This window comes from Bacillus sp. N5-665, assembly GCF_022637375.2.
GTDB lineage: Bacteria > Bacillota > Bacilli > Bacillales > Bacillaceae_G > Bacillus_A > Bacillus_A wiedmannii.
In genome coordinates this window covers 2,886,763-2,899,762 of sequence record NZ_CP093325.1, presented here as the reverse complement: position 1 = coordinate 2,899,762, position 13,000 = coordinate 2,886,763, and the positions used below count along the sequence as shown (strand labels likewise).

19 protein-coding genes are annotated in these 13,000 nt (G+C 36.3%); 12 read left to right on the top strand and 7 right to left on the bottom strand.

The features are described from left to right. Nucleotides 1-6 precede the first annotated feature (6 nt). From MNO09_RS17545 to MNO09_RS17505, 9 genes are all read left to right on the top strand, one after another. Entirely contained in the window at nt 7-363 is a 357-nt protein-coding gene (locus tag MNO09_RS17545) for a contractile injection system sheath initiator (protein ID WP_088107257.1), read from the top strand. A gap of 3 nt (nt 364-366) precedes the next feature. Continuing rightward, on the top strand, nt 367-1,557 hold the full coding sequence (locus MNO09_RS17540) for a baseplate J/gp47 family protein (RefSeq protein ID WP_088107258.1): 1,191 nt from the start codon (nt 367-369) through the stop codon (nt 1,555-1,557). After that, nucleotides 1,550-2,284, top strand: coding sequence for a DUF2612 domain-containing protein (locus MNO09_RS17535; RefSeq protein ID WP_088107259.1), 735 nt, complete (start codon nt 1,550-1,552; stop codon nt 2,282-2,284). Before MNO09_RS17540 ends, MNO09_RS17535 begins: the two co-directional genes overlap by 8 nt. Nucleotides 2,285-2,297: 13 nt before the next feature. Beyond that, nucleotides 2,298-4,568 (top strand): hypothetical protein, encoded by a 2,271-nt coding sequence (locus MNO09_RS17530; protein ID WP_241950028.1) that lies wholly within the window; start codon nt 2,298-2,300, stop codon nt 4,566-4,568. A gap of 15 nt (nt 4,569-4,583) precedes the next feature. Next, nucleotides 4,584-5,255 (top strand): hypothetical protein, encoded by a 672-nt coding sequence (locus tag MNO09_RS17525; protein WP_088107260.1) that lies wholly within the window; start codon nt 4,584-4,586, stop codon nt 5,253-5,255. Then, nucleotides 5,255-6,289, top strand: coding sequence for a hypothetical protein (locus tag MNO09_RS17520; protein ID WP_098116358.1), 1,035 nt, complete (start codon nt 5,255-5,257; stop codon nt 6,287-6,289). Before MNO09_RS17525 ends, MNO09_RS17520 begins: the two co-directional genes overlap by 1 nt. A gap of 67 nt (nt 6,290-6,356) precedes the next feature. Next, nucleotides 6,357-6,638 (top strand): hypothetical protein, encoded by a 282-nt coding sequence (locus MNO09_RS17515; protein WP_088107324.1) that lies wholly within the window; start codon nt 6,357-6,359, stop codon nt 6,636-6,638. Nucleotides 6,639-6,641: 3 nt separating this feature from the next. Beyond that, nucleotides 6,642-6,854 (top strand): hypothetical protein, encoded by a 213-nt coding sequence (locus MNO09_RS17510; protein WP_088107262.1) that lies wholly within the window; start codon nt 6,642-6,644, stop codon nt 6,852-6,854. Next, a complete protein-coding gene (locus MNO09_RS17505; RefSeq protein ID WP_088107263.1) occupies nt 6,854-7,612 on the top strand; it encodes an N-acetylmuramoyl-L-alanine amidase in 759 nt (252 codons plus the stop codon). Before MNO09_RS17510 ends, MNO09_RS17505 begins: the two co-directional genes overlap by 1 nt. A 97-nt stretch (nt 7,613-7,709) precedes the next feature. On the opposite strand, the gene MNO09_RS17500 is transcribed toward MNO09_RS17505, so the two are convergent. The 6 genes from MNO09_RS17500 to MNO09_RS17475 all read right to left on the bottom strand — a co-directional run bounded on the left by MNO09_RS17500 (nt 7,710) and on the right by MNO09_RS17475 (nt 11,308). Continuing rightward, nucleotides 7,710-7,967 carry a hypothetical protein gene (locus MNO09_RS17500; protein WP_074541405.1) on the bottom strand — a complete coding sequence of 86 codons (258 nt, stop codon included), beginning with the start codon at nt 7,965-7,967 and terminating at the stop codon, nt 7,710-7,712. A gap of 94 nt (nt 7,968-8,061) precedes the next feature. Further along, complete coding sequence (locus tag MNO09_RS17495) at nt 8,062-8,445, bottom strand: UCP019853 family protein (protein ID WP_088107264.1); 384 nt, start codon at nt 8,443-8,445, stop codon at nt 8,062-8,064. 17 nt (nt 8,446-8,462) lie between these two features. Then, nucleotides 8,463-9,770, bottom strand: a complete 1,308-nt coding sequence (locus MNO09_RS17490) for a pre-toxin TG domain-containing protein (protein ID WP_165690517.1) — start codon at nt 9,768-9,770, stop codon at nt 8,463-8,465. Continuing rightward, complete coding sequence (locus MNO09_RS17485; RefSeq protein WP_078183812.1) at nt 9,767-10,129, bottom strand: DUF3958 family protein; 363 nt, start codon at nt 10,127-10,129, stop codon at nt 9,767-9,769. Before MNO09_RS17485 ends, MNO09_RS17490 begins: the two co-directional genes overlap by 4 nt. Nucleotides 10,130-10,170: 41 nt before the next feature. After that, a complete protein-coding gene (locus tag MNO09_RS17480) occupies nt 10,171-10,446 on the bottom strand; it encodes a TIGR04197 family type VII secretion effector (protein WP_000529645.1) in 276 nt (91 codons plus the stop codon). A 409-nt stretch (nt 10,447-10,855) separates the two neighbouring features. Continuing rightward, entirely contained in the window at nt 10,856-11,308 is a 453-nt protein-coding gene (locus MNO09_RS17475) for a DUF4429 domain-containing protein (protein ID WP_000388427.1), read from the bottom strand. Between the two features lie 127 nt (nt 11,309-11,435). Here MNO09_RS17475 and MNO09_RS17470 point away from each other — a divergent pair, with 127 nt between their 5' ends. Next, the gene (locus tag MNO09_RS17470; RefSeq protein WP_078183813.1) at nt 11,436-12,020 is read left to right on the top strand and encodes a restriction endonuclease; all 585 of its coding nucleotides are present in this window, start codon (nt 11,436-11,438) and stop codon (nt 12,018-12,020) included. On the opposite strand, the gene MNO09_RS17465 is transcribed toward MNO09_RS17470, so the two are convergent. After that, nucleotides 12,017-12,238 carry a helix-turn-helix transcriptional regulator gene (locus MNO09_RS17465; protein WP_078183814.1) on the bottom strand — a complete coding sequence of 74 codons (222 nt, stop codon included), beginning with the start codon at nt 12,236-12,238 and terminating at the stop codon, nt 12,017-12,019. The genes MNO09_RS17470 and MNO09_RS17465 overlap by 4 nt on opposite strands. A gap of 184 nt (nt 12,239-12,422) precedes the next feature. Here MNO09_RS17465 and MNO09_RS17460 point away from each other — a divergent pair, with 184 nt between their 5' ends. Further along, nucleotides 12,423-12,725, top strand: a complete 303-nt coding sequence (locus MNO09_RS17460; RefSeq protein ID WP_078183815.1) for a hypothetical protein — start codon at nt 12,423-12,425, stop codon at nt 12,723-12,725. Continuing rightward, the gene (locus tag MNO09_RS17455) at nt 12,722-12,904 is read left to right on the top strand and encodes a hypothetical protein (RefSeq protein ID WP_078183816.1); all 183 of its coding nucleotides are present in this window, start codon (nt 12,722-12,724) and stop codon (nt 12,902-12,904) included. The genes MNO09_RS17460 and MNO09_RS17455 overlap by 4 nt, the downstream gene beginning before the upstream one ends. Nucleotides 12,905-13,000 lie beyond the last annotated feature (96 nt).

The window sequence follows — 13,000 nt, the reverse complement described above, 5'->3', positions numbered from 1 at the left end:
ATGTATATGAAAAACCTATATATAAATCCAGCTACGAATGATATAGAACTAGATATGCAGAATGGTTTTAAAATGATTGAAGGTAGCGATGAACTTGTGCAAGCAGTGGCAGTTGCGTTTAAAACGGCAAAAGGATCGTGGTTTTTAAACCCAAAACACGGTTTTGATCGCACCACAGTACAAGTGAAACAGTATGACGAATCCTTGGTAACAAATGCATTGTTCGAAACGGCACTGCAAGATGAACGAGTGGAAAACATACAAGATATTACGTTCGACTATAACAAAGAACATCGCAAACTCTCTGTTGATTTTAAATTTACAGAGAAAGAAACAGGTGACGTGTTAGAAGGGAGGGTGTAATGCGTGTTAACAGCTGAAGGTTTCAAGCGTAAACGGTATGCCGACTTTATTAAAGAAATGGAAGAACAAGCGCGTAAATTATTTGGGAATGATGTGAACCTGTCAGAGCGTGGTCCTTTAGGAATGTTCATTCAAACCATTGCATTTTCCAGAGCAGAAGAAAATGAGTTAGCTGAATCAATCTATTATAGTGCGTTTTATTTTTCAGCTGAAGGTGTAAGTTTGGATCAAGTCGTTAAAAATCGCGGTGCAGAAAGAAGACGTGCGAAAGCAGCAACAGGAACTGCTAATTTTAAAGTAGATCCTGGTGTAACTGTGAAAGCTGGTACTATAGTTGCTACAAAAGATGGCGTTGAATTTGTTACTACAGAAAACGGATATGACGACAACTCAGACGGATTAGTAACTGTAGACGTACTAGCAAGCGAAGCAGGAACAAAAGGCAATGTAAAAGCAAATACAATCACTGAGATTATTACGCCTTCAGTTGGTGTAAATAGCGTGTCTAATCCAAAGCCGACAGAATATGGACGAGAAGAAGAAACAGATCTCGAATTAAGAAGAAGATATGCCAGTACATTCGCAACGAAGTCATCAACCACAGAGGGTACAAGGGCACGACTATTAAATGATGTGCCAGGTATTCGTACCGTGGTTGTTTTTAATAATAGTGATGATATACCAGATAAAGATGGACGACCTCCACATAGTTTTGAAACGGTTGTGTATGGTGGGGAAGATAAAGCCATTGCTAAGTCTATTATGGAATCAAAACCAGTCGGAATTCGTGCATATGGGAAAACACAAGTGAAGGTTTTCGATGAAGGTGGCAATGAACACATAATTAGTTTTAGTAAAGCAACTGAGCAGTCCATTTCTGCTCGTGTGACGATTTATCGTGATGGTGAATTTCCTGCATTGTCGATTGGCCGTAAATTAATTATGTCAGAAGTAATTAAATACATCGGTGGTTTAGATGAAGATGGTATTAACTACACAGGGTTAGGAATGGGCGACACCATTGTAACGGGGAAAATTATTGCTAATATTTTTGGAAGTGTACAGGGGATAAAAGATTGTACCCTTGAGATTTCAAAGGATAATGGTGTGACTTGGACAACTTCAAATGTTTCTATCGGCTTCTTGCATATTCCAAGTACAAACTTCAATAAGGTTGTGGTAAACATTGTCTAGTACTTATACAAAGATGATAAAGAGAATTACTGATAACTATAACCGCAGCGAAAATAGTAATATATCAAAAATGATGAAGCTTGCAGCGCATCATATTGAGGAAAGCGAACAATTACTAAATCAAATTCATGATTGGCGAGATATTGATAAAGCACAAGGGGTAACGTTAGATTATATTGGCCGAAATATTGGGCAAGATCGGATGGGGTTCGATGATGATGTATTTCGGATGTTATTGAAATCTCGCATCATTCGAAATAATTCTGATGGATCACTTCCTACAGTTTTGCACTTTGTATCATTAATTCTTGGCGTTGAGAAGAAATGTATTAAGTTACAAGAAAAGTGGACCAAAGGGGAACCAGTAGGGCTACATGTTGAAATTGATGTAGATTATGTAGTGAATTTAGGGTTTCCACTTGAAGATTTCGGTTATATCGTGAATGAATTGTTGGTAAATGGAGTTCCAGCAGATATACACTTTGTTGGATCATTCAAGTTTTCTGATTCGAATGAAGTGCAAACAGATGAAGAATATGGATTTGCCGATTTGGTATCAGATACATTTTACTATCCTGGAGATTTTACCCTTGGACCAACAGAAGAACAATTTGATAAACAAAAGGGGCTTTCTATATCTGATGGCGAAAAAGGTGGTAGGTTTGGTGGTTATTTTCGGATTAATGGGTTTAGGGATGGAACAAAAGATGTATTAAAAGCTTGGTAAAGGACGGGATCGAATGGCTGATTTTAAAGAAAAGTTACCAGAGTGGAATGCACGAGGATTGGAACCGCCTATTTCTAAGAAGGATAATGGATGGAAGATAGATGAAAGACCTTCAGCTGAATACTTAAATTATTTGCAGAACAGAACCTATGAAGCGGTAAAAGAATTGCAAGAAAGTGCAATGCATAAGGATGATGCTATACCAGCGCTTAATGTAAAAGGATATGGTGCTATAGGTGATGGGAAAGATGCAAGTGCTGCGTTTGACCTTGTTTTTGCAGCAACGGATAAAATAACGACAGTGCATGTACCAGATGGGATTTATGGTATATCTCGTACACTAGTTGTTCCACCAAAAGTTAGATTGGTATTCTCACAAAATGCCGTATTAAAACCATTAGCTGATATAAATGTAATACAAATGAAGCCTGAAGCTTATGTGGAGGGCGTAACAATAGATTTAAGAACGCTGCCTTTCACTTTTACGAAGGCGGCTATTTATTTTAATGCGACAGATATTTTCCAGTTCTACGAGCAAACTCATATGCTCAAAGATATTAATATCCTTGGGAAACGTGCAACAAGTGGATGGACAGGTACAGGCATATTGATGGAAGCGATGGATGCAATGACCTACATCGATAATGTAAAGTGCAATAACATTACGATAACGAACATGCAGAAATGTATTCATTTACGAGTAGATCCAAGAATTAAACGTGAGCAAGATATGGCTTGGGTGAATGCGAACTTCTTCCATCAGATTACCATGATGAACTTTGAGTACGGCTTGTATTTAGAGGGAGATAGCAAAGTACCGAGTGATGTAGGTGGTAATTTATTCGACCAAGTGCAATTTCAAGCAGAGGCAGGTACAAAACGTCTGATTTATTGTGAAGGTGGAACAAATCGTTTCAACATTTTCGGTTGGGATATTCATAAAATCAGTCCTGCTGAAGCAGCTTATGAATTTACAAAGTCTGCAAGATTCAATCAGATTGTCAGCCCGATGGCACAAGAAATCACAGAGGGCTGGATTGATAATGGATATTTGAACAGTTTCGTAAGTCCGAATAACTATATGGCTGAAAAACGTATTAATGCAATGCCAATTAGTCTACCACATAAACCGAACTTCTTAGGGAACCAGGATGATTATTTAGTAAATGGTCATTTGCGTGGATACAAAGTTACAAAAGTATCTACACATCCAATTGTTGCAGGTGAACTAACAGATATACTCACATTCGATACAGAAGCAGGGCTTGTATTTGATGGAACAAACGCTACTTATGAGAATCCAATAATAATTGAAATTGATACGGCAACCGATCCAATTTGGTATGCAGCTTATTTAACGGCTATGTCCAGTTGGGGAAATCATCCACAAAATTATGAGATGGAAATGTACGATGATTTAAGTAAACAATGGATTGGTGTGCACTGGACGAAAAATAATAGATCGCAAGCAATCGCTGTATCCGCACCGTGGGCAGTCACAGATAAATGTACGAAAATTAGGATTAAATGTTGGGGAAGTAATTTAGTAAATAAGCAGATTGGTATTAGTAGAGTTATGCTTACTTCAACAAAAGATGGTGGTAAAGCGTATTTGCCTTTAACAGACTACAAGCAGACAATTCCAGATATAACTATCACTCCAATTTTACCTGGTAGTAAAAAGATGAGTGGTGATCAAGACGATGTGCTTCTTTTAGCAGATAAACGTTATGCAGTTACATTACCAGGCGCTCCAAGGACAGCAGGGAATATATGGGGCATGTTCAGTTTAAGAAAAGAGCAATTTTGTCGCTTTACAAATCCAACAGTGGAACAGCCAGCAGTTATAGAAATTGATTTTGGCACAACTCCATTGCAATATCTTGAATCAGTAGGGATTGCGTTCGCTCAAGGTGAAACACCTAAGAATATTAAAATCGAGCGTGTCACAACTTTAAATGGTGCATATACGCAAGCTATAAATGTGAATGGAAATACAGCAGATACAATCCATATAGCAGCAAGATCAGCGAATACGTATAAATTGCGTTTCACCTTATCCTTATCAAACAATGCAAACACTTTAGTCCGTGTTAATCGAATTTTTGCCACTAGTGGTGATGAGTATGCGAAAACATTCGTAAATACTGAAAGCGATAATACGGTGTATGGTGATTTGAAATTTGGTGATGCAGCAAAAGGTGTTGTACTAAAATCGCCAGACGGATCATTTTGGAAACTAAGTATTGATAATGCAGGTGTTGAAAAATGGACGAAGCAATAATAAAGGAGGTTTATGATGGCTAACTTTACAAAGCCACTTCCTGAATGGAAAAGCAAAGGTACAGAACCACCACAAATATTAAAAGATACTGGCTGGAAGGTTTCGCAAAGGCCTCCAGCTTCTTATTTTGATTGGTTTTTTAACCGAACATATGAAGCCTTAAAGGAATTACAGGAAACTGCTACTTCTGGTAATACACTCGGTAATACGGCTGAGTTAACAACTACAGAAAAAACTACTATTGTTAAAGCGATTAATGAAATCAACGAAATACTAAAAATCAATTCTTCTCCACACCGTGATGCGATTAACATTGCGATAAAAGATGTAGGTGGAATGTTTACTGCTGATGATGTTGAAGGGGTTTTTCAAGAAGTTGGAACGAAGCTGAAAGAAACTGCTACTAAGTTGGCAGAAACGGATAAAAAATTAAAAGCGCATGTAGAACCCCTGAGTAAATTTGGTTCCGATGAAGATGATAGGGGTATTTATAGAGTACTGGAATGGAAAACAAAAAGTGGGAAATTACGCAGGAAGGCGATATTATCAGATGCGGATGCAGATGGTAATTACAGAAAGCAAACTGTCATTGAATACAAAGAAGATGGAGTTACTGTAGAAACAACAGATGTGTATACATTAATTCCAGATTTAAACGGTAATGTGAAAGATGAGGTGTTGCAGTAATGCCATATCTTGAAGATCATGGACTTTTTAGAGGTAATTCGAATCCTATGTATCATAAATCGTATTTTAATAAGTTAGGTACGATAACGATGGATATTTCTAAAACTCCAAGACCAGGAAACATTGTTTATCTTGGCGGCGATAAATTACTAGTAGTGGCTGAGGATAAGACTAGTTTTATTTATAATATAAAAAACTTTGTAAAGTCTACGCCGACAGGGGATATTACAAACCTTCCTAACGAAATTACAATCATGGAGAGGTTACTTGAATTGGGTGATCATTTCGGTGTTAGTACAGATAATAAGATCATCATTTACAGCAAGGCAACGCAAAGTAAAGTGAAAGAGGTACCTCATAGCAGTATAGCTAATAGTACAGGTACAGGTAGAATAAACGATATTTTCTATGTAGATAAAGATATTACCTTATTAATTGTCGCAAGAAAAGAAAGTGCAGAGTGTTTTTATTTCAATAAAAATACGTTGAGTATAACAAACAAAGTGACATTTAATTCGGATTTCCCACCTACATTATCAGGGGCATTTATAGAAAATGACTTTCTGTATTGTTTTAACTATGATTCAAAACAAATTGTTATTTTTAATTGGCGAGATGGTAGGTTAATTCAATCGAAATTTATGTCAATGATGAATTTCTATGGATTTGGTCGTGTTGGCAATAACAATGTAGCTATTATATGGAATGCCTCGGGTAACGATTCATACGTATACTATAGCATTTTAAATAAAATAACACTCGCACAAGAAGTAGAAAAAGGGATTATTTATGTACAAAAAAGTGGGGTAAATCAGGTATTAAAACAGGAAAAATTACGGAATATGATTTATTGTAGCGCAATGTTTGCTGAAATATACAAATCCAAAAAGTATGGTAAATATGCTGTTAACGTCTCTGGTAACGAAGGTGAGAATATTTATGAGAATATGATGACATTCGATAACGATAATTACGCATACTCAGTAGGTACATCGAATAGAGAAATTACCATTTTTCAGATCGTAAGAGAGTGAAAAGAATGTGAATGAATTACAAACGTGCAGAAATGCAGGTTTTTTTATTTTGGAAAGGAGCGGAGATATGACAATTGAAATTGGTTTACTTATCGCGGCTGCTTCATTGCTTATCGGTTACTTTTCTTATGCTTTAAATCGTTCAAAAGAAATTAAGACAGAAGGCAGACAAGGAGCAGAAACGAACGCGAAATTAGAGTACATCAGCAAGGGGGTTGATGATATTCGTATAGATTTAAAGGCGAATGAAAGACAGATGATTGTACTTGGTGAGCGTATTACAAGGGTAGAAGAAAGCACCAAAGGCGCACATAAGCGCCTTGATAATGTAGAAAAGGAGATGAATTAAAATATGAAAGAAAAACTTAAAAACCGCGGATTATGGGTGGCATTATTCGCATTGTTAGGGATGGTCCTTATGGATACCATCCCTAATTTTAATTTAGGGAGATATCAAGAGTATGTAGATATTATCCTGTTTATTTTGATTGCTGCAGGTGTAGTTTCAAATCCGACTGCTGGCAAATGGTTTGCGGATCAAGATAAAAAAGGAGATGTTGAATAATGAAAGTATCGAGCCACAGGGGGCACAATGCAATTGTACCAGGGGCTAACTATGGAGGGAGAAAAGAACACCTCTTAGGAGATCAAACTAACGGAGAATTTATTAGAAAGTTACGTGCATTAGGTCATTCTGTAGAAGATGATACAGACAACGTAGGGAGAACAGCTTCAGCTGTCGTAGGTAACCAAGTTAGGAATATTAATGACAGACCAAACGATGTAGGGTTTGCTTGGCATAATAATGCATCTGATGGTAATGGTCACGGAGTAGAAGTACTCTGTTATTCCGAAAAGGAAGCGCCTATGGCAGCTCGTATCTCAGCAGAAATTGCTAAACGTACCGGATGGAAAGACCGTGGAGCAAAAATTCGTCCAGACGTAGGAGTAATTCGTTCATCTAACTGCCCGTTCTTTCTTATAGAAGCAGGGTTTATCGACAACGATGGAGATATGGCTAAGTGGAATGTGGATGCAATCACTTCAGCTGTAATCTTTGCCTACTTTGTACAAGAAACTAGGGGAGGAAGTCAGAATGTAGCCACTCCACCAGCAAAACAAAATATCATCCAAACGGGTGCTTTTTCACCGTATGAAGTTCAGGATGCTATGCAAGCATTGACATCCGTAAAAATGACAGCTACTTTCATCTTACAATCGGATGGATTAACATTCTTCGTTTCTGAACCAACGTCAGATACACAACTTAATGCCATGAAGGGATACCTTGACCGTAAAGGTTGGTGGTATGAAGTTAAGTAAAATATACTATATTACAGCAAGTGAAGCCTATGTGTATGTGAAGTAAGGAAAAGAGCCGTTTCCTGTAGTGGAATCGGCTCTATTTATGTTTGTTTAATTATGCTTCATATGCCATGCTATCAGGAAAACCTTCGTTTCTTTTAAGACAGCGCACAATCCTAGTACATGCACAATTAAAATAATGTTCTCTCATTGTTTCTGAATCTACTAGAGCTTGCTCTAAGTCATAAAACATTCGTTCTTTTTTATTATAATACATTTTGCCTATTTTATCGGGTGATTCAGAAGGATAGTATTGATAAACAACAATCTCTTCATCTTCAAATTCTTTAGTCATTAATAAACATATTGCCATATATAAAGACCTCTTTATTTATACTGAATTTTATGTTTGAGGTTATCTGAGAAAAATGACTTACCAATCTTAGTTTAGAAACTATTAGAAGTGACTAGTCTTCTTTTAAAAATTCAATATTGATTCTATCAACTTCAATTTCAACATACTTGTTAAAGTATTCACTGTGTTCCGGGAATAATTCATCTTCGTCTGTAATAATAATCCCTGCGTCAATAAACTCAGGATTTAATATTCCACTAATACGATACTTGAAAGAATTATCAATTCTCTTTAAATTTTTCACTCCATCTATTCCTTCATTTATTTCAATATCATCAAAAATTGTAATGTCGAGAATAACAGGATAATTTTTTCCTTCTTCAATTTTATATGGACAAACAGTGGAGAATCCTGTGAATACTATACCATTAATATTTATTGTAACTTCCTCTTCGATTAGCTCATCGATTTTTTCTACATATGCCATGTACTTCATATTTTTTCCTCCTATTATTAATCAGCGGGGTTTATAATTTGTTCATTTTTTCCGTTTAAAGTTCTCCAAAACGTTTTACCGCTTTGCGTATGATATGTTGTAATATATCCCTCGTTATTTGTGCCTACTAACTCAAACTTAGCTTTCCCCTTACCAGTATTACCCATATATTTAACGTAACCCGTTCGTACTTCACCTTTGTAATCATACTTAACTTTTATCCCATTTTCAATTACATCTCTAGCACCTTGCAAATATTGTTCAGCATTTTCATAAGCACCTTTAAATTCTCCGCCATGTTTATCAAAATGCCCAATTAATTTTTCTTTATCAGCAAAATTCTCAGCTTTTTTGACTGTGTTTTCAACTTTTTCAGCTTTTTTAACTGTATTAGCAGCCTCAGCCGCTTTTGCAGTCATTTTAACACCTTTTCCAATTTTAGCAACTTTTCCGACTGGTGTAAGACCAGCTACAGCCATTCCTCCAGCGGAAATCCTTTCCCAAGTGGAAAGTTTTTCGCCAGTAGATGGATCAATACCATCCCAAGCACGACGAACATCATATTCACCACTTATTTCACCAGCTATATCTCTTGTTAGTTTTTTACCATCAAAACCTTTTTCTTCTGATTCCGATGAAGGTCTACCATCAATCGCTCCTTCTTCAATTGGACTACCATTTAAAAGATTGTCAGCCTGACGCTTCCTATCTTCTTCAATCGTCTGAATGGAAGCCGTCCACTCCATATTCAATCCTTTTGTGCTAAATGTACCACTTGCAGGACTAAAACCTTTTCCACTTTGGACTTCCGCTAAACCTGCCGCAATACTCGCTGCTAGTTGAAGAGCCGTACTATAGTTATTACTGGATGTATATTCAAATTCATGTAAATGCTCTAGTTTTTCTTCAAGTTTTTTTCTCATCTCAACTAAAACAGCCACAAGTGCATCTATTCCAGGCATTGGTGTAACGGCATTCATCATTTCTATACTTGCAATCGATTGATTAATTTCTTGAATTTGTTCTCTTATTTCTTGTTCAATGACATCTGTTGAAGCAACTTTTGATTGAAAATCGTTTGGAAAGGCATTATTTTGACGGATTAATTCTTCACATAAGTAAATGATTCCTTGCGCTAAAGGACGAAAGGTTTGTACAAAAAATGATTTTGCACTGCTATACGTTTGCCCTTGTAGAACAGTATCAATTGCAAAAGCGTCAATCGACTGAATGGTTTGTTCCATACCTTGAATGGTAGCCGTACATACAGCATTCATGCTTTGAGTTTGGCTTTGTACTTCTCCCAAATACATATTTAAACTCATACATTGACCTCCCTTGCTAATTGTTGTTGCTGGTAGGATAGGTCGTCTTCTAAATCACTAAGGTCTCGTCTTTCTTTAAGCAATGTTTCTTTTTGGTTTTCCAATTCGAATGTAAGTTTTCGTTCGATATGTTGTGCTTCTTGACGCATATTCATAAAAAAATGAGATAATTCTCTATCGCCGTGCCAAGCTTCTAGAATTCGGTTAAATAAACGATTACTTCGATTTCTCCATTCGTAAAAATCTGCTTCCGCGTGTTCTTGAGTTTGAATTGCAGATTGATTCCGATTCTGTTCTTTGAATACAATTTGTAATTTTTGATTCAATTGATTGATTTGTTTTTCAATATCTTGACTCATCTTTTTCCTCCTACCGTTTTACTTTTACGAAGGTGGTCATATTAGCGAAAAGTGTTGTGAAGTTCGTGATCCATTCTCTCAAACTCTTTAGCTACCGAATGAATGTTATCGACCGCTTGTTGAAAGGCGGTGGAAAATTGTTTCGTCAAATCTAAAAATTGTTGGTTCATTTCTTGTGCTTTTGAATTAACAGAAAGCGTAGTACGGGTCGCCTTTTTTATAGAGCGATTTGTTGCACTTTGGATGGTATCCGAAGCTGCTCTCATCTGCGTAGCGATTTGTTGTGCCGATTGAAAATTACTTTGAAATTGTCCCATCGTATAAACCCTTTCTATATTTCTATGAAATTATTTAAGAAGGGGAGCGTCTAGTGTATATGTCCATTGTCTACTGTTCTTTATAGGAATACTCCCGGGAAAATATTGCGAACTTAATTATAACAATAATTGTATATATTTTCCTTAAAAGATTTGCTTTTTTTAAAATTTTTGTGTTTTACAGTCTTTAGTCAGTGGGAGAGAGTTCGTAAAGAGAGAATACGCTTTGCTAGGAATCAAATGAAAGATAAAGAGATTGGTATAGTATTTATAATTGATGCAAAGGTAATTGTTGATGGTTCATCAAAATATAAAATACACAACAGTAAAGGTAAGCCATACTATGTATCAGCAAATGAGGTCTATGTGTATGTGAAGTAAAAAGAAGCCGCCCAACAGGACGGCTTCTTTATATTCCAAGTAATTGTTTCTTCTTCGCGTCAAATTCTTCATTTGTTAGGATACCGCTATCACGCAAGTCAGCTAGTTTTTTGATTTGATCGGCAACATCACCAGAAGCATTTATAGGTGCAGGCGAATGCTGTTCATCCATCTTTTGTTCAATTAATGCTTTGAGTTTCAGGAAATTGGGTTGTTGTTTTTTACTAAACATTATTGAATTCTCATCTTTTGTAGCGTCGAAAAGCCCACCTTTATTTTCTTTTCCTCCAGAAAAAGAAAATTGAATATAGCCATTTGTAAATATTCCAGCAGGTTTAAATTGAATAGAAGATAAGTGTTTGATTAAGATTTCTTTATCTCCCTTTAATCCTTGTGACATTTTTGCAAGCACACCTTTTCGTTTAATGACGATTTTATTCCCTTCAACTTGTAATTGTCCATTTACGCCTGTTGCTTCCATGAAATATCCCCCTTGATATGTATTGGTAAGGCAATATTGTTTATATCAAATAATTCAGATATTTTTACAAAAAGTTACTTAATAAAAAGATTTTTGTAAGAAATACTACCTCTAAGGAGGTGTGTATATGTTATATGCTTTTCTAATAGTAGCAGGTATACTTTACATTTCATGGTATGTTTATAAAAGAAGAAAAGACCATCATTTATACCAACTCATTGCTCGTTTTAATAAAGATGAAGAGTTTAAACGTACTTTAGCAATGGGGCTTTATTATCGATTTATGAAGCCGTTAGAAAATGAAAAGTGCTCATCAGTGTTTATCCGTCAAACACCATTAGAATTTGAAGCTTTTGTTGCTGATGTATTTGAAAAGTATTATGGTGGATCTGCATTTGTAACGGTAGCTACAGGTGATTATGGCGTAGACTTTGAACATACAGTAAACGGTGAACTTTATCTGGGGCAGGTGAAGTGTTTGTGCAATGACATGTCCTATAAAGCAATTGCCCTGGTGCATAGTAATATTGCCAAAAGAGAGGCAAAAGGTGGTTATGTGGTATCAACAGGTGGCTTTTCAAAAAATGCAAAAAAATATGCTGAAGAATTGAATGTACAACTAATCGATGGATCAAGATTGGCTGAAATGTATATGGAATCTATTGAGGGCCAACCGTTACCTCAATATGCGCTAAACCCTGCTAGTAATTAATCAGCAGGGTCTTTTTCTTGTACCTCGTATAAATCATCCACCTGACAGTTAAAGAGATGAGCTAGTTCAAATAGTCGGTGAGCACTTGGAAAAGAAGTACTTGTTATGTAGTTGTTTAATTGTTTAACAGTTATCCCTAGTTTCTTCGCTATAAAATCTTTTCTATATCCACTTTTCTTTATCCATTCCTCAATATTACTTTTTAAATGAATACTCATTTTTATCACCTGCAAATTATTTCAACATTTCCATGATAAACACCTTTTAATAAATTATTTTCTCATAATGGGAAATTATTTTTCCTAATACAGGCAATTTAATTTCTACTAGGTCATATACCTATATCAAGACCACTCGGCATACCAAGTGGAAACAAGGACACCAAGAGGGGAGAGGGCGCGCATGCGTTGGCAATATTCACACTTGAATGAAACGCCTTACCTGTATCAATCAAAAGAATTAAGAGGTATGTTTAGAGATTCAAATGGCAAAAAAGAAACATATGCAATTTTGGACCACATGGAAAGACATGAGGTTTTTAATAATCGTGAGTACAAAGGCTATTACCGTTTATCAAACGATATTATGGATGATTTATATGAAGATGAGGATGAAGTGCTTGATTGGGGAGATGTCATCAATGAGTATCAGCCAGTGATGACACCGAAGGGATTACAACTCATTCGAAAAGAGGGATTCAAATGACAATTGTAGGAGAAGCGGTAGTGGTATGGACGGCAACAGGCTTGTCAGTGATTACGATGAAGATTGCAGAAAAAATGGGGCAGAGTGTTCCACATTGGCTTCCACGTATGACTATGTACACAACGCTCACAGGCTCGTTCTTGTATCTTCTACGTTATGTGCTTTTCGCGTTTCTATAGGGGAATACCAACGTGGAATTGTAGGACATTTACTGACAGATGACATAGAGCATGTACGGGAGTCTTCCAAAAATAAGGGATACATACCCTTATAGA